Origin of the sequence: Microbacterium sp. CFH 31415, from assembly GCF_022538185.1 — a bacterium.
In the GTDB taxonomy this organism is placed as follows: domain Bacteria; phylum Actinomycetota; class Actinomycetes; order Actinomycetales; family Microbacteriaceae; genus Microbacterium.
Map to the genome: position 1 here is coordinate 84,056 of NZ_JAKYXC010000009.1, position 15,182 is coordinate 99,237.

Annotated in this window: 17 protein-coding genes; 8 read left to right on the plus strand and 9 right to left on the minus strand. The window is 71.6% G+C overall.

Features of this window, described 5'->3' with window-relative positions; genetic code table 11:
• Positions 1–12 precede the first annotated feature (12 nt).
• Entirely contained in the window at positions 13–1,665 is a 1,653-nt protein-coding gene (locus tag MK786_RS11130; protein ID WP_241112304.1) for an FAD-binding oxidoreductase, read from the plus strand.
• Entirely contained in the window at positions 1,662–2,585 is a 924-nt protein-coding gene (locus MK786_RS11135; protein ID WP_241112305.1) for a diacylglycerol kinase, read from the plus strand. The genes MK786_RS11130 and MK786_RS11135 overlap by 4 nt, the downstream gene beginning before the upstream one ends.
• Before the next feature lie 27 nt (positions 2,586–2,612).
• Here the strand turns inward: MK786_RS11135 and MK786_RS11140 are convergent, their stop codons facing one another.
• Both MK786_RS11140 and MK786_RS11145 read right to left on the minus strand, forming a co-directional pair.
• Positions 2,613–2,855 carry an alpha-ketoglutarate decarboxylase gene (locus MK786_RS11140; protein ID WP_241112306.1) on the minus strand — a complete coding sequence of 81 codons (243 nt, stop codon included), beginning with the start codon at positions 2,853–2,855 and terminating at the stop codon, positions 2,613–2,615.
• Positions 2,852–3,451, minus strand: coding sequence for a sigma-70 family RNA polymerase sigma factor (locus tag MK786_RS11145; RefSeq protein WP_241112307.1), 600 nt, complete (start codon positions 3,449–3,451; stop codon positions 2,852–2,854). Before MK786_RS11145 ends, MK786_RS11140 begins: the two co-directional genes overlap by 4 nt.
• Before the next feature lie 153 nt (positions 3,452–3,604).
• On the opposite strand from MK786_RS11145, the gene aroA reads away from it, so the two are divergent.
• Genes aroA through bcp form a run of 3 tightly spaced genes read left to right on the plus strand, consistent with a single transcriptional unit; the run spans position 3,605 to position 6,555 of the window.
• Positions 3,605–4,981, plus strand: a complete 1,377-nt coding sequence (gene aroA / locus MK786_RS11150) for a 3-phosphoshikimate 1-carboxyvinyltransferase (protein ID WP_241112308.1) — start codon at positions 3,605–3,607, stop codon at positions 4,979–4,981.
• Complete coding sequence (gene rsgA, locus MK786_RS11155; RefSeq protein ID WP_241112309.1) at positions 4,978–6,069, plus strand: ribosome small subunit-dependent GTPase A; 1,092 nt, start codon at positions 4,978–4,980, stop codon at positions 6,067–6,069. Before aroA ends, rsgA begins: the two co-directional genes overlap by 4 nt.
• A 9-nt stretch (positions 6,070–6,078) precedes the next feature.
• Positions 6,079–6,555: a thioredoxin-dependent thiol peroxidase gene (gene bcp / locus MK786_RS11160; RefSeq protein WP_241112310.1), complete on the plus strand. Its 477-nt coding sequence runs from the start codon at positions 6,079–6,081 to the stop codon at positions 6,553–6,555.
• A gap of 41 nt (positions 6,556–6,596) precedes the next feature.
• Here bcp and MK786_RS11165 read toward each other — a convergent pair whose 3' ends face one another.
• The gene (locus MK786_RS11165; RefSeq protein WP_241112311.1) at positions 6,597–7,004 is read right to left on the minus strand and encodes a histidine kinase; all 408 of its coding nucleotides are present in this window, start codon (positions 7,002–7,004) and stop codon (positions 6,597–6,599) included.
• A gap of 252 nt (positions 7,005–7,256) precedes the next feature.
• Here MK786_RS11165 and MK786_RS11170 point away from each other — a divergent pair, with 252 nt between their 5' ends.
• Entirely contained in the window at positions 7,257–7,505 is a 249-nt protein-coding gene (locus MK786_RS11170) for a WhiB family transcriptional regulator (protein ID WP_018171995.1), read from the plus strand.
• Between the two features lie 734 nt (positions 7,506–8,239).
• Here the strand turns inward: MK786_RS11170 and MK786_RS11175 are convergent.
• Genes MK786_RS11175 through MK786_RS11185 form a run of 3 tightly spaced genes read right to left on the minus strand, consistent with a single transcriptional unit; the run spans position 8,240 to position 11,634 of the window.
• Positions 8,240–9,727, minus strand: coding sequence for a sensor histidine kinase (locus MK786_RS11175; protein ID WP_241112312.1), 1,488 nt, complete (start codon positions 9,725–9,727; stop codon positions 8,240–8,242).
• A 9-nt stretch (positions 9,728–9,736) separates the two neighbouring features.
• On the minus strand, positions 9,737–11,008 hold the full coding sequence (locus tag MK786_RS11180) for a P-loop NTPase (RefSeq protein WP_241112313.1): 1,272 nt from the start codon (positions 11,006–11,008) through the stop codon (positions 9,737–9,739).
• A complete protein-coding gene (locus MK786_RS11185) occupies positions 11,005–11,634 on the minus strand; it encodes an SAF domain-containing protein (protein WP_241112314.1) in 630 nt (209 codons plus the stop codon). Before MK786_RS11185 ends, MK786_RS11180 begins: the two co-directional genes overlap by 4 nt.
• Before the next feature lie 98 nt (positions 11,635–11,732).
• Here MK786_RS11185 and MK786_RS11190 point away from each other — a divergent pair, with 98 nt between their 5' ends.
• Positions 11,733–12,014 (plus strand): helix-turn-helix domain-containing protein, encoded by a 282-nt coding sequence (locus tag MK786_RS11190; RefSeq protein WP_241112315.1) that lies wholly within the window; start codon positions 11,733–11,735, stop codon positions 12,012–12,014.
• 70 nt (positions 12,015–12,084) lie between these two features.
• Here MK786_RS11190 and MK786_RS11195 read toward each other — a convergent pair whose 3' ends face one another.
• Positions 12,085–12,690: a hypothetical protein gene (locus MK786_RS11195; protein WP_241112316.1), complete on the minus strand. Its 606-nt coding sequence runs from the start codon at positions 12,688–12,690 to the stop codon at positions 12,085–12,087.
• Positions 12,691–12,819: 129 nt separating this feature from the next.
• Between MK786_RS11195 and MK786_RS11200 the strand changes: the two genes are divergently transcribed.
• A complete protein-coding gene (locus MK786_RS11200) occupies positions 12,820–13,260 on the plus strand; it encodes an Rv3235 family protein (protein WP_241112317.1) in 441 nt (146 codons plus the stop codon).
• Between the two features lie 60 nt (positions 13,261–13,320).
• Here MK786_RS11200 and MK786_RS11205 read toward each other — a convergent pair whose 3' ends face one another.
• Together MK786_RS11205 and MK786_RS11210 are read right to left on the minus strand one after the other, a co-directional pair.
• Complete coding sequence (locus MK786_RS11205) at positions 13,321–13,674, minus strand: hypothetical protein (RefSeq protein WP_241112318.1); 354 nt, start codon at positions 13,672–13,674, stop codon at positions 13,321–13,323.
• Positions 13,675–13,743: 69 nt separating this feature from the next.
• Positions 13,744–14,970 (minus strand): pyridoxal phosphate-dependent aminotransferase, encoded by a 1,227-nt coding sequence (locus tag MK786_RS11210; protein ID WP_241112319.1) that lies wholly within the window; start codon positions 14,968–14,970, stop codon positions 13,744–13,746.
• Positions 14,971–15,182: the final 212 nt, after the last annotated feature.

Consider the following 15,182-nt stretch of genomic DNA (forward strand, 5'->3'; position numbering starts at 1 on the left):
CATACTGTCGCCATGACCGCGACGGCGCCCCCGGGTTCACCCCCTCGTCCCCTGGCGGTCCCCCAGCCGCGCCCGCGATCGGCATGGGACGCGTGGGGCGCTCAGCCCGCGCGGCTCCCGGCCGGCGCGAAGGCGATCATGGCGACGCTGCTGCCGGGCAGGGCGCATCCCGTCCCCCGACGCGATCGCCCGGTCCTCACGCCGTCACGGCTGGGCGACGCCGACCTCGAAGCCCTGGCGGACGTGGTGGGCGGCGACCACGCCACACGCGACGACGCCGTGCGCACCTGGCATCTCGGCGGCAAGAGCACGCCCGACCTCCTGCGCCGGCGGCTGGACGAGCCGCAGACCGCACCTGACGCGGTCGTCTCTCCCGCCGACCACGCCGAGGTCGCCGCAGTGCTCGCGGCATGCGCGCGACTCGGTCTCGCCGTCGTGCCCTTCGGCGGCGGCACGTCGGTCGTCGGCGGCGTGGACCCCGACGCGGGCACCCATCGCGCCGTGATCGCACTCGACCTCGTCCGCACCGCGGCGCTCCTCGATCTCGACGAGACCTCACTCCTCGCCACCTTCGGCGCCGGCACGACGGGCCCGCAGGCCGAGGAGCTGCTGCGCCCGCGCGGCCTCACCCTCGGGCACTTCCCGCAGAGCTTCGAGTTCGCGTCGCTCGGCGGATACGCGGCCACGCGCTCCAGCGGCCAGGCATCACGAGGCTACGGCCGGTTCGACGACCTCGTCCACGGGCTGCGCGTCGCGACACCCGCAGGCGACCTCCGCCTGGGCCGGGCCCCGGCCAGCGCCGCGGGTCCGGACCTGCGGCAGCTGTTCCTCGGGTCGGAGGGCTCGCTCGGCGTGCTCACCGAGGTCACCGTGCGTGTCCGCGCGGTCCCGGCGGCGACCGAGTACGGCGCCTGGAGCTTCCCCGACTTCGCGTCCGGGGCGGCGGCCTTCCGGGAGGCAACGCAGCGCGGCATCCGTCCCACCGTCCTGCGACTGAGCGACGAGACCGAGACGCGTGTCAATGCCGCGATTGGCGGGCACATCACGCGGCTGCGCGGATGCCTCGCCATCGCGACCTTCGAGGGCGCGACCGCCGGCGAGGCGCAGACCGCACGCGCCGCGCTCGAGGACATCTTCGCCGCTCACGGGGCCACGTCGCGAGGAGAGGATCCCGCCCGCTCGTGGGAGCGCGGCCGCTTCGCCTCACCCGCCCTGCGCGACACCCTGATGGACTCCGGCATCCTCGCGGAGACGCTCGAGACGGCGACCACCTGGGCGGGTCTGTCTGCACTGAAGTCCGCGGTGACCACCTCCCTCGTCGACGCGCTCACGCGTACCGGCACCAAGCCGATCGTGCTGTGCCACATCTCGCACGTGTACCCGGCGGGCGCGTCGCTCTACTTCACCGTCGTCGCCGCACTGACCGCCGATCCGCTCGCGCAATGGGGGCGGGCGAAGGATGCCGCGTCCCGCGCCATCATGGACGCGGGAGGCACCATCACCCACCACCACGCCGTCGGTCGCGACCACCGCGATCACCTCGAGGCCGAGATCGGCCCGCTCGGGGTCGAGATCCTGCGCGCGGTGAAGGCCGTCGTCGATCCTCCAGGCATCATGAACCCCGGCGCGCTCATCACTCCCGGCGGCCGGGACTCCGGCGCGTGAGCGTCGCCCTGCTGGTGAACCCGGCGGCACGCGCTGGGGCCCACACCGGCGCAGCCGTGCACGCCGCCGACCGCCTCCGCGCCCACGGCGTGAAGACGGCGATCATCAGCGGCGGCAGCGCGGCCGAGTCCACCGAGCTGCTGCGCGCCGCGATCTCGCTCGGCACCGATGCGGTGGCGGTCGCTGGGGGCGACGGCACGGTGAACCTCGCGATCCAGGAGATCGCGGGCACCGGCATCCCGCTCGGCATCATCCCCTCAGGGACCGGCAACGACTTCGCCAACGTGCTCGGACTGCGGGACCTCGACGTGACTGCCGCCGCCGACGCCATCGCCGCCGGCACGACGCGCACGGTCGACCTCGCACGCGTGACACGGGAGGACGGGTCGTCGGCGTACTTCGGCACGGTCCTGGCGAGCGGCTTCGACTCGAAGGTGAACGACCGTGCGAACGCCATGCGCTGGCCTCGCGGCGGCTCGCGCTACAACATCGCGCTGCTGCTCGAGTTCGCGAAGCTCACCGGGATCCCGTACGAGGTCGAGCTCGAGCTGGCCGACGGAACCCGCGAGCACGTCGCCGGCGACCTTGTGATGGCGACGGTGGGAAACGGTCGCACCTATGGCGGCGGCATCCCGATCTGTCCCGACGCCGATCCGGCCGACGGGCTGCTCGATGTCGTGCTCGTGCGGCCTGCCGGGCGGCTGCGACTGTTGCGGCTGCTGCCGCGCGTGTACGCGGGCACGCATGCGACGATCCCCGAGGTGACGATGCGCCGTGTGCGGTCGGTGCGGCTCTCAGCGCCGGGGGTCACCGCCTACGCCGACGGCGATCCGATCGGCGCGCTGCCGCTCACGGTCGACGTGGCGGCCCGGGCGCTCACCGTGTTCGCGCGCCCCGCGCAGCCGGGTGGTGCCGGCTGACGGCCTGCCGGCGCGCCCGCTGAGGTATCAGTGCGTGGCCTGGACGGCCCGGAGCTTGGCCAGGACCTGGTCTCGGAGCTCCTCGGGAGCGGTCTCCTTGCACGCGCGCGCCACGACCTCGGTGAGGGTGGTGGCGACGAGTGCCTCGTCACGGCATTCGGTGCAGTTCTCGAGGTGCTCCGCGATGTCGGTGTGCCTCGTCTTGCACACCTCGTTGCGCAGGTACTCCTCCAGATCGCGCCGCGCCTTCTCGCAGCCGCAGTCCGTCATTTCTTGCTCCTCGTGGCGGCGGTATCGATGCCGCGCTCATTTGCGTAGTCGGCCAGCAGCTCACGCAGCATCCGCCTGCCACGGTGCAGACGGCTCATGACTGTGCCGATCGGGGTCTTCATGATGTCGGCGATCTCCTGGTAGGCGAACCCCTCGACGTCTGCGAGGTACACCGCCAGCCGGAAGTCCTCCGGGATGGATTGCAGCGCGTCTTTGACCGCTGACGCGGGCATGTGGTCGATCGCCTCCGCTTCGGCCGAGCGGGTGCTGGTGGCCGTGGTCGACTCGGCGCCGCCGAGCTGCCAGTCCTCGAGGTCGTCGATCGTGCCCTGGTAGGGCTCGCGCTGCTTCTTGCGGTACGTGTTGATGTACGTGTTCGTCAGGATGCGGTAGAGCCACGCCTTCAGATTGGTCCCCTGCGTGAAGGTCTTCCACGAGGCGAACGCCTTGACGAAGGTCTCCTGCACGAGGTCGGCCGCGTCCGCCGGGTTGCGCGTCATGCGCATCGCGGCCGCGTACAGCTGGTCCATGAAGGGCAGCGCCTGCTCTTCGAACTGTCCGCGCGCGTCCTGCTCCTGCTCGATCGGCTCGCTCATCACGCGCCAGTCTACGGCGACGGACCTCGTGTCATCCGAGGGGTCGCGCAGAGGTGCCTCGGTATCGAGGCGCTCGAGGGTGGCGATCATCCGACTCCGCTTCCGTGACGTCTTTCCCGGCCGTGGGGACGGGGTTCAGTAGGGTAGAACCCGATGACAGGCAGCGGCTATTCCCCTTCCGCCGCGTCCGGTGGGCGCGGCCCCTGGCGCGCGCCTGTGGCGGCGGGTCCGCTGCACGCCACGGTGACGGTCCCGGGGTCGAAGTCCCTCACCAACCGAGAGCTCATCCTCGCCGCACTGGCCGACGGTCCGAGCCGCCTGATCTCGCCGCTGCACTCCGACGACTCGGCGCGCATGATCGAGGCGCTGAAGGCTCTCGGAGTCGGCATCACCCTCGGGCCGGGCGCCGGCCGCTTCGGCGACGACATCATCGTCACGCCGGTCTGGCCCCTGCACGGCGACACCGTCGTCGACTGCGGGCAGGCGGGCACCGTCATGCGGTTCGTGGCCGGCCTGGGCGGCTTCGCGCGGGGCGACGTCACGATCACCGCCCACGAGAGCGCGCTGCACCGCCCTATGGGTGCGATGATCACCGCACTGCGCGACGTCGGCGTCGACATCGACGACGGCGGCCGGTGGGCGCTCCCCTTCATCGTCCGCGGCCACGGCCACACGCGGGGCGGCGAGGTGACGATCGACGCGAGTGCGTCCAGCCAGTTCGTCTCCGGTCTGCTGCTCGCCGCGCCCCGCTTCGACGTCGGCCTGCACCTTCACCACTCGGGCGCCCGGCTGCCCAGCATCCCGCACATCGACATGACGGTCGAAGCACTCGCGCACCGCGGCGTCCACGTCGAGCGGCCTGCGCAGGGCGAATGGATCGTCCCCGCCGGGCCCGTCCGCGGCAAGGATGTGGCGATCGAACCCGACCTCTCCAACGCCGCCCCGTTCCTCGCTGCCGCGATGCTCGTCGGCGGCTCGGTCTCCGTCACCGGCTGGCCGGCGCACTCGACACAGCCCGGCGCGATGCTCACCGACATCCTGTCCCTCATGGGCGCGCGGGTTCAGCGCCGCGGCGGGGCGCTCACGGTGACGGCAGGGGCGGCCGGCATCCAGGGGGTCGACCTCGATCTGTCGGCGGCCGGCGAGCTCACGCCCACGATCTTCGCGCTCGCCGCGTTCGCCGAGACGCCGTCGACGCTGCACGGCATCGGGCACATCCGCGGCCACGAGACCGACCGCATCGCGGCGCTCGTCGGCGAGCTGCGCGGTCTCGGCGGCGAGGCCGACGAGCTTCCCGACGGCATCCGCATCGTTCCCCGGCCACTGCACGGCGGCGCGTGGCACGCGCACCACGACCACCGCATGGCGACGACAGGTGCGCTGATCGGCCTCGTCGTGCCGGGCGTCGAGGTCGACGACATCGGCACGACCGCCAAGACGATGCCCGAGTTCCCCGAGCTCTGGCAGGCCATGCTCGACGACGACGGCTCGGCCGCCGGTCATCACGCGGAGGCGATGCGGGCATCGTGAGCTGGCTCGACGATTCCGACGAGGACGACGAACCCGAGTTCGACGAGGCCGACGTGCGCGTCCGGCCCAACCCGAAAGCGAACCGTCCCCGCACGAAGCGCCGCCCTGCTCACTCCGACGCCCGCATCGCGCGCGTGCTCGGCGTGGACCGCGGTCGGTACACCGTGCTCGTCGACGAGGACGGCGCCGGCGAGCGCGCGATCTCGGCGGTGCGGGCCCGCGAGCTGCGCAAGACCCCGATCGTGACCGGCGACCGTGCGCGGGTGGTGGGCGATACGAGCGGCGACCAGGGCACCCTGTCACGCATCGTCGGCATCGAGGACCGCACGTCGCTGCTGCGACGCAGCGCCGACGACACCGACCAGGTCGAGCGGGTCATCGTCGCCAACGCCGACCAGATGCTCGTCGTCGTCGCCGCCGCCGATCCGGAGCCGCGCGCCCGGCTCGTCGACCGCTACCTCGTCGCGGCGCTGGATGCCGGCATCCGTCCCCTCCTCGTCGTCACGAAGACAGACCTCGCCGACCCGACCGAGTTCCTCGCGCACTTCGAGGGGCTCGACCTCGAGGTGTTCACGAGCGCCCTCGGCACCGAAGACGATCCGGCGGCCGGCATGCCGCTCGACCGCATCGGCGCCGCGCTCATCGGCCACTCCACCGTGTTCGTCGGCCACTCCGGAGTGGGGAAGTCCACTCTGGTCAACGCGCTGGTGCCCGAGGCCCGGCGCGCGACCGGGCACGTGAACGAGGTGACCGGCCGCGGCCGCCACACGTCGAGTTCGACCGTGTCGCTGCGCTACCGCGGCGACGGCGGCAGCGGATGGGTCATCGACACCCCCGGCGTGCGCTCGTTCGGCCTCGGACACGTCGACCCGGCCAACATCCTGCGCGCCTTCACCGATCTGGCCGAGATCGCAGAGGAATGCCCGCGCGGGTGCACGCACCTGACCGACGCGCCGGACTGCGCGATCGTCGAGGCGGTCGCCGAGGGTCGTCTCGGACCCGGCGGCGAGGCGCGGCTCGACTCGCTGCAGCGTCTACTCGAGACGTTCGCCAAGCGCGACGCCACCGCCCAGCGCGACGGCGCTTAGGCTGGAGGCGTGACCACGCGCCTCGAACCCGGCTCCCCCGCACCCGACTTCACTCTCGTCGACCAGGACGACCGCTCCGTATCGCTCGGGTCGCTGCGCGGCCGGGGCGTGGTGCTGTTCTTCTACCCGGAGGCCATGACCCCGGGCTGCACGACCGAGGCGTGCGACTTCCGCGACAGCCTCGCCCCGCTGCAGGCCGCCGGATATGCGGTGCTCGGCATCTCGCGCGACGCACCCGAGAAGCTCCGCCGCTTCCGTGAGCGCGATTCCCTCACGTTCGACCTCCTGAGCGACCCCGACCACGCGGTGCACGAGGCGTACGGCGCGTGGGGAGAGAAGCTCAACTACGGCAAGAAGATCACCGGCGTGCTGCGCTCGACCTTCATCATCGGCGCCGACGGACGCATCGAGCACGCGCTCTACAACGTCAAGGCGACGGGCCACGTCGCCCGGGTCCGCAAGCTCGTCGGACTCGACGCGGCCTGAGCCCCGCGTCCGCGCGCAGCAGGGAGGTCAGCGGCCCGCGGTCAGGTGGGCTCGCCTTCGGGCGCCTCAGCGCGCGCACGGCGGCCGGCATCGCGTACGACGAGGACGAGCAGCACGAGCACGATCACCGCGGGCACAGCCAGCCACAGGGCGACGATCGGCTCGGCGTACGACCCCGTGGCCGCGCCGAGGGCGACCGCCAGGATCAGCAGCTGCAGGACGATCGCGCCCGAGCGGCCCCACGACTGATCCCGCCAGATCGCGACCGCGAACGCGATCACGATCGCCGCGCCGACCGCTGTCAGGACCAGCAGTGCGAGCGCGGTGTCGATCACCGCAGTGTCGCCCGCGAAGACGGCGATGACCTGCCACACGGTCAGCGCCACGAGCCCCAGTCCCTCGAGGCCGACGAGGAGAGCGCCGACGCGTCCGATCGTGTTTGTTCGCATACCTAACGTTCTTTCCGGTGACCGGGCCGCAGATTGTGCGAACCCTCTATGTCGCAAAGGGAATACTCAGCAAGTTGCACAGAATCCTGACGCTCATCCCTTGATTCAGGTAAACCGCTATGGGACGATTGGTGAAGCCGTGTGCTCCCACAGCGACGTGGGGCGAGCGAGTCGCTCGCACACCCCACAGGGTACCGGACCCGAATTCGGTGTCCTCACTCTCAGAACCCTCTCGTATCAAGGAGCACCACCATGGACTGGCGCGATAAGGCCGCCTGCCTGACTGTCGACCCCGAGCTGTTCTTCCCCGTGGGGAACACCGGGCCGGCCGTCGACCAGATCGAGAAGGCCAAGTCGGTGTGTGCTCGCTGCACCGTGACCGAGATCTGCCTGCAGTACGCCCTTGAGACCGGTCAGGACTCGGGCGTCTGGGGCGGTCTCTCCGAAGACGAGCGTCGCGCCCTCAAGCGCCGCGCCGCACGCGCCCGCCGCGCTTCCTGACGCGCGCCCGGGCTTCGGCCCAGGGGCCCGCCCGGGTATTACTGCCAGCGCCCGTCGCCCCGCGTCGCCTTTCGCTGGTCCCCATCGCCCTTCGTGGACCCACATCGCCCTTCGTGGACCCACATCGCCTTTCATGGGTCCCTATCGCCATTCGTGGGTCCCCATCGCCCTTCGTAGGTCCCCATTGCCCTTCGTTGGCCCCCATCGCCCTTCGTTGGCCCCCATCGCCCTTCGTGGATCCCCCGCCGCCCCTGTCCGGCGCCGTGCTCACCCGGGCACCTCTTCGCCCAGAACAGGACCGCTGGCCGAGGCAGGACGTTTCGCAGCGAATCCTCCTGTTCTCGCCAGAACACCTGTTCCGGGCGACGGCCTGTTTCTGGGCGACGAGTGGCCGAGTCCGTTCACCCCATGGTCGGCTGCGCCGTCCCGTCCGCGCCGTTCCCGCCGCCGTCCCCCGCCGCCCTGTCCCGCGCCGTCCGTCACCCGGTCACCTCTTCGCCCAGAACAGGAGATCTGACCGAGGCAGGACGTTTCGCGGCGAATCTTCCTGTCCCCGCCAGAACACCTGTTCTCGGCAACGGCAACGGCAACGGCAACGGCAACGGCCCCGGCAACGCCCCGGGGAACAGCCACGACCGCGGAGGCAGCAGCAGTACGCGACGCGAGGTCGGTGAAGGGCGAGCGGATGCCGCGGCCGAGGCATCCCGAAGCCGTCGACGGCCTCGCGCAGCGACTCAGTCGCGCGCGCGTTCGATGTAGCGCAGCGGGATATCGATCGTGACCTCGGTGCCGCTGCCCGTGATGGTGTGCCAGTCGATCGTGCCGCCGAGCTCGCCCTGGATGAGTGTGCGGACGATCTGCGTGCCGAGCCCGCGACCGACCTGGCCCTCGGGCAGCCCGGAGCCGGTGTCGCGCACGCGCACCTCGAGGCGCTCGTCTGTGCGCTCGGCGATGATCTCGACGTCGCCCTCCTGGCCGGCGAGCCCGTGCTCGACGGCGTTGGTCACGAGCTCGGTGAGCGCGAGCGCGAGCGGCGTCGCATACTCGCTCGGGAGGGTGCCGAAGCGGCCGGTCGAGTGGGTCTTCGCGCGGGTGTTGGGTGCCGCGGCGACTTCGGCGACGAGCTTGAGCACGCGGTCGAACACCTCGTCGAAGTCGACGTTCTGCGCGAGCCCCTCGGAGAGGGTGTCGTGCACCACCGCGATCGCCGAGACTCGGCGCATGGCCTGGGTCAGCGCCTCGCGTGCCTCTTCGCTGTGGGAGCGGCGTGCCTGGATGCGCAGCAGCGATGCGACGGTCTGGAGGTTGTTCTTGACGCGGTGGTGGATCTCGCGGATCGTCGCATCCTTGGTGATGAGCTCTTGCTCCTGGTGGCGGATCTCCGTGACGTCGCGGCAGAGCACGATCGCGCCGATGCGCTTGCCGTGGTCGCGGAGCGGGATGGTGCGCAGTGACACCGTCACCCCGCGCGACTCGATGTCGGATCGCCACGGTGCGCGGCCTGTCACCACGACAGGCAGCGACTCGTCGAACTGACGCTTGCCCGGCAGGATGCGCGTGACGACCTCCACCAGCGACTCTCCCTCGAGCTCGTCGTCGAAGCCGAGCCGGTTGAAGGCCGACAGGGCGTTGGGGCTCGCGAAGGTCGTGATGCCATCGACGTCGAGGCGCACGAGGCCGTCTGAGGCACGCGGAGCGCCGCGTCGAGGCGAGGTCGGCGCGGACATATCGGGGAAGTCGCCGGTCGCCACCATGCCGAACAGCTCGTCGGCGCAGTCGTTGAACGTGATCTGCTGCCGTGAGGGCGTTCGCGCCTCCCCCAGGTTGGTGTGGCGGGTCAGCACGCCGATCGTCTGCCGGTCGTCGCTGGCGCCGACGCGCACGACGGGCACGGCGCGCACGCGGGTCGGGGTCTCCTCGAACCAGTCCGGCGAGGCGGAGTCGACGATGCGACCCGTCGCGAACGCGTCGCGCACCTGGGTGCGCCATTGCGGACGCACGCGGTCACCCACGATGTCGCGATAGAAGAGCGTGGCGGCGCCGCTGGGGCGCGTGTGCGCCACGGCCACGAAGGAGTCGTCGGATGTCGGCACCCACAGCACGATGTCGGCGAAAGCCAGATCGGCGAGGAGCTGGCCGTCGCCCGCGAGACGGTGGAGCCATTCCACGTCCTCCGCACTCGAGCGGCCTTGGGCGTAGACGAGATCGCTGAGGGTCGACACGCTCTCAGCCTAGACGGCGCGTGCGAACCGCTCCGTCGGCGTGACGCGTCGGCGCCGCGACGGCCGCTCCGCCGCGGGTGGTGCGACGACGGCCTCCCCCACGAATCGTCGCAGCGCGAGCGTGAAGGGTGATCGGGGCGCGACGTCGGCGATCGGTCGCGCCGCCAGCAGCGCGGCGTCGGCGGACCGCGGGTCCTGCGGCAGGAACCAGACGTCCTGGATGCCGCCGAAGCGGTCCAGCGTGCGGCGCACCTGTCCGCGCGCATCGATGCCCAGCGCCCCCGGTCGCAGGCGGTTGGCCAGCACGGCGATCGGCGTCGCCCCGGTCGTCGACCGCAGCTCTGCGTGCGCGCGCAGGAATCGGGACACGCCGACGGGATCGGCGCCGGCGACAGCCACCACGAGATCGGCCGACCGCAGCGCCGCGAGGGTGGCGGCGTTTCGACGCGGGCCGTCGAGGTCGCTCACGATCTCCTCGTCGCGCTCGAGCGATGCGGCGACGTCGACGACGGTGAAGTGCGCCCAGTCGCGGCAGACGGTCAGGGCAGCCTCGACGCGCCGCTCGCTGAGCTCCGGCCAGCGGGACGGACGGTTGATGCCGGTCAGCACGTCGACGCCCGAGCGGCCGAGCGGCATGCTCACGCGCGTGAGCTCGCGGGTGTCGAGTCCGCCGAGCTCCGCCTGGCGGCAGGCCGCCGCGAACCCCGGGCCCTCGTCGGCCAGCCCCAGTGCGAGCGCGATGGACGGAGCGTGGGTGTCGGCATCCACGAGGCCGACGTGACGGCCGCCCCTCGCCAGCTCGACCGCGAGCTCGATCGCGACGGTCGAGCGACCCGGGGCGCCCGCCGGGCCCCACACCGCGATCAGCCGGGGCGCCGACGGTGATGTGTCTTCTGAAGGCGGGCCGGCGGGCGTCGGCGTCGACGCCAGCAGATCGGCGAGACGCCACGGCTCGACGTCGACGCCGACGGGCCGCTCGAGGCCGAACGCCGCCGCCAGCCGTTCCTCGGCCGGGCCCGCGCAGACCGGCACGATGCGCGTCGAGGCGCGGTCGCAGAGCGCGACCACCGACGCCGTCACGGTCTCACGGGTGATCTCGAGCACGACGGCGTCGGCATCGGCCACCGCCCGCAGCATCCGCTCGCCGGCGGCTCCGAGCATCCTGTCCTCGGCAACGCGGGAGAGAGCGGATGCCTCGACCGCCGCCACCACCTCGAGGCCTTCGCGGCGCAGCCCGTCGCACAGCGCGGCGCCGGCGTCGACCGCGACGAGGACTCTCACGATCCCGCGCCCGCCGTCGGGACGACCGAGAGCGCCGATTCGCCGGCCATCGCCGCCAGGGTGGCCGCGACATCCGCCCGCGGGATGACGAGCTCGACCGCTGACGCGCCGCCGCCCATCATCGAGTCGTCGCGCGCGACGGAGACGACGGTCGCATCCGCCACCAGGATGCGCGGCTTCGCGTACTCCCCGGTCTCCTCGAGCGGCGCCGCCCAGACCTCGACGACCGAGCCGGTGTCGACCGAGGACGGCACCTCGACGGCGCTGCGCACCACGACGTGGGTGGTGCGCGAGCCGGTCGCGTCGCCCACCGCCGCCCAGGGGACGAGCTCTCCTTCGGCGATCGTGCGCGTCGCCACGACGTCGGTCTCGAGCTGCTCCGGCGTCAGGTACGCGCCGCCGATCGGGCCGAGAGCGACATCGACCTCGCGGAGGTCGTCGGCCGTGATGGCCTCGCCCGGCACGATCGTGCGCGCCGCGGCGAACGCGGGCGCCGTCTGGCGCGCGGCCGAGACGACGAACCAGACGCCGGCGACCGAGGCGACGATGAGCAGCATGCCGAGCAAGAATCGGGCGTCACCCCAGAAGGCTCGGCGAGGGGTGCGGGCGGCGTCGAGGGCGGTCATCCCCCCATCGTCACCCAGGCCGCGCATCGGCCGGATTCTTTATCCACAGCCGTTGTGCCGCCGGTCCCCCCGCACCGGGGCGAGGCCATAATGGGCTCATGCCCGAGATCCCGACTTCGGACGTGCGCATGCTCGCTCCTGCTCAGGTGGGAGAGGTGCTCGGCGTGTCCGTCGACGAGGTGATGGCGCTCGTGCTGGAGGGCCGGCTGCGCGGCATGCGCGTGGGCTCCCCCGCGCGCTGGCGTGTGGAGGAGGCGAGCGTCGACGCCTACCTCGACGACCAGGCCGAGGAGGCGCGGCGCACGGCGCTCTGGCAGCAGGCGCAGAACGCGAGCTTCCCCGAGCTGTGGGGCACAGGCTCGGTCCGCCACCCCGACTGACGCCCCGCCTCTCGACGGGGCATCGCCACCGCCGGCGCAACGCCCCGCCGGCCTGGCATGACCGGGGCCATCACACGATCGGCGCGCTCCCCTCGACGCGCACCCACGCGACCGCGCTGAACGGCACGATCCGGTGCCCGGCGATCGCGTCCGCGCGACGCGGCGTACCGGGGTCGTGCAGCGCGAGGTCGAGGTGGTCGGCGCCGGCGCGGTCGATCGTGCCGGTGAGCGCACGCCCCGTGGTGAGGTGGACAGCCACCCCCGCACGGCGACGCACGAGGTCGCGCAGGACGAAGCCGAAGGTCATTCGCTCGGCGACGGCGGAGCGCGGCGGCGCGGGGCGCGCGCTGCGCAGCAGGTCGTGGTGCGGCATCCCGATCCCGACGATCCCCGTGAAAGGCACCACCACGGCTCCGGGCCCGCCCTCCGCGGCGTGCAGGGCCACCCAGTCCGCTCCGATCCCCGTCACGGTGGCACGCAGCGTCGTGGCGTCGGACAGCTCGATCGAGATGACCGGGGCCGCGGCATCCCGCGCCGTCAGCAGGCTCAGCCGCTCGTGAAGGGCGACCCGCGACAGCCTCAGCCGCTCCGCCTCGGTATCGAGGGCCGCGCGCTCCGCCTCCCACTCGGAGGCGAGCTGATCTTCGAGATCGTCGAAGAACCGGTCCCAGCGCACCCAGCGAGAGTAGGCGAATCATCACGAGTGGATCACAAGTTATCCACAATGCCCGCCGCTGATTCTCCCCGTAAGACGACCGTGTGTTCTACTGTCCGCAAGACATCCCCCCTGTCGAGATAGGCACCCATGGCAATGACGCCCGCGGGCTCCGCCCGCGTCTTCCGCGTGCCCGGCGGCGCCGTCGAGCTCTCTGAGTTCTTCGCGCCGCAGCGCACGCCGTCCACCGCGCTCCCCGAGCCCGAGCCGTTCCTCCGCAACATCACGCGAGGCGTCCTCGAAGTGCTCGCGGGGGTGCGCGAAGTCGACCAGCTCGCGCGCTGGCTCACCGAAGAGCCGTACCGCAAGCTCGTCACGAGATCCAACCTCGCGGCGCGTGCCCGCAGCGCCCGCGGCGTCCCCGCGATGCGCCCGGTGCACGCGATCCTCTCGGTGCATCACTCGTCGCCCGCTGACGGCGTGGTCGAGTCGGTCGTGATCGTGCAGGGTCCCGCCCGCACGCGTGCCGTCGCGCTGCGCCTCGAGGGCATGGACGGGCGCTGGCGCGCGACGTCGCTCGCGCTGCTGTAGTCGCCCGCCCGCCCCACACCGACGCCGGGGCCTGTCACAGCGTCGTGACCGGTCCTGACGTCAGCTCTCGTCCTGGTCGATCAGCTCCCGGAGCGCCTTGAGCGCGTCGCGGATCTCATCGTGGCCGTGCTGGCCGGCGCGGCTCTCGCCCGAGATGACACCCGATCGATGCACCTTTCGGAAGTCTCCGAACGGGAACGAGTAGGCGCCCTTCGTCTGGCGATCCTCGCTCTTGTCGATGCCGAGATGCCAGTGCGAGTACTCGGTCCACCCCTCGCGCTCGATGAACGCGTTCTCCTCATCGGGGGTCGGCGCCGCCTCCGACCACGCATCCCGGTCGTCGCGCACGACCTTGCCGTCGCGCACGAGCGCACGCGCATGCTTCAGGGCGGGACGATTCAGTTCGATGGCCATGCTGCGACGCTACGTCCGAGACGGGCGGCAGCGGGAGGGGTTGACGGATGACGCGGCATCCGTCCCGCGTCACTGCTTGTACGACGACAGGAAGTTGCCGAGACGTTCGATGGCCTCCGAGAGCACGCGCGCCTCGGGAAGGGTCACGATGCGCAGGTGGTCGTGCGTCGGCCAGTTGAAGCCGGTGCCCTGCACCAGCAGCACGTGCTCGGCGACGAGGAAGTCGTACACCAGCTTCGCGTCGTCGCGGATCTCGTACACCTCGGGGTCGAGTCGGGGGAACGCGTACAGCGCGCCCTGCGGCCGCACGCACGTGACGCCGGGGATGGCCTCGAGACCCTCCCAGGCGGCGTCCCGCTGCTCGTGAAGACGCCCCGTCGGCGCGATGAGCGCATCGATGGACTGCACGCCCGAGAGCGCCGCCTGCACCGCATGCTGCGCCGGCACGTTCGGGCACAGCCTCGTCGACGCCAGCAGCGTGATCCCCTCGAGGAAGCCCGAGGCGTGCGACTTCGGCCCCGTGATGACGAGCCAGCCGGAACGGTAGCCGGCCACACGGTACGTCTTGGAGAGGCCGTTGAACGTCAGCACCAGCAGATCGGGCGCGACGGAGGCCATCGGGATGTGCGTGGCGTCGTCGAACAGGATGCGGTCGTAGATCTCGTCGGAGAGCACGAGAAGCGAGTTCTCGCGCGCGATCTCGGCCATCCCCTCGAGCACCTCGCGCGAGTAGACCGCACCGGTGGGGTTGTTGGGGTTGATCACGACGATGGCCTTGGTGCGGGGGGTGACCTTCGCGCGGATGTCGTCGAGGTCGGGCTGCCAGCCGTTCTGCTCGTCGGCGAGGTAGTGCACGGGGGTGCCGCCGCCGAGGCTCGTCATGGCGGTCCACAGCGGGTAGTCGGGCGCGGGGATGAGCACCTCGTCGCCCTCGTCGAGGAGCGCCTGCATCACCATCGTGATGAGCTCGGACACCCCGTTGCCCAGGTAGACGTCGTCGGGGCCGAAAGCGGGGAACGTCGGGTCCTGCTCGTAGCGGTACACGACCGCGCGACGCGCCGACATGATGCCGCGGCTGTCGCTGTAGCCGTGCGCGTGCGGCACGGCCTCGAGCATGTCGCGCACGATCTGGAACGGCGCCTCGAAGCCGAACACCGCCGGGTTGCCGGTGTTGAGCTTCAGGATCGTGTGCCCCTCGTCCTCCAGCCGGTCGGCCTCGACCAGTGCCTGCCCGCGGATCTCGTAGAGCACATCCTTGAGCTTGCTGGACTGGTCGAGCGGGCGGAGGGGACTCATCGGATCAGGATACCGGCGGGATGCCGGGGCCAATCGACCGCCGGTGGCCGGTGGCGGGCGCACGAACGAGAACAGGTGATCTGGCGTAGACAGGTCGATCTGCGCGAGATCGTCCTGTTTGCGTCAGATCACCTGTTCCGAGAAAGCAGAGAGCAGAAGGAGGGGCGGATGCCGCGGCGCGGGCCCGCGGCATCGAGATCTCGGGGTGGGGG

Bases quoted from the DNA above. Each gene is read 5' to 3' on its own strand.
- MK786_RS11130 (WP_241112304.1), top strand. From the start codon at position 13: ATGACCGCGACGGCGCCCCCGGGTTCACCCCCTCGTCCCCTGGCGGTC.
- MK786_RS11140 (WP_241112306.1), bottom strand. From the start codon at position 2,855: ATGACGGACTGCGGCTGCGAGAAGGCGCGGCGCGATCTGGAGGAGTAC.
- MK786_RS11145 (WP_241112307.1), bottom strand. From the start codon at position 3,451: ATGAGCGAGCCGATCGAGCAGGAGCAGGACGCGCGCGGACAGTTCGAA.
- aroA (WP_241112308.1), top strand. From the start codon at position 3,605: ATGACAGGCAGCGGCTATTCCCCTTCCGCCGCGTCCGGTGGGCGCGGC.
- MK786_RS11165 (WP_241112311.1), bottom strand. From the start codon at position 7,004: ATGCGAACAAACACGATCGGACGCGTCGGCGCTCTCCTCGTCGGCCTC.
- MK786_RS11170 (WP_018171995.1), top strand. From the start codon at position 7,257: ATGGACTGGCGCGATAAGGCCGCCTGCCTGACTGTCGACCCCGAGCTG.
- MK786_RS11185 (WP_241112314.1), bottom strand. From the start codon at position 11,634: ATGACCGCCCTCGACGCCGCCCGCACCCCTCGCCGAGCCTTCTGGGGT.
- MK786_RS11190 (WP_241112315.1), top strand. From the start codon at position 11,733: ATGCCCGAGATCCCGACTTCGGACGTGCGCATGCTCGCTCCTGCTCAG.
- MK786_RS11200 (WP_241112317.1), top strand. From the start codon at position 12,820: ATGGCAATGACGCCCGCGGGCTCCGCCCGCGTCTTCCGCGTGCCCGGC.
- MK786_RS11205 (WP_241112318.1), bottom strand. From the start codon at position 13,674: ATGGCCATCGAACTGAATCGTCCCGCCCTGAAGCATGCGCGTGCGCTC.
- MK786_RS11210 (WP_241112319.1), bottom strand. From the start codon at position 14,970: ATGAGTCCCCTCCGCCCGCTCGACCAGTCCAGCAAGCTCAAGGATGTG.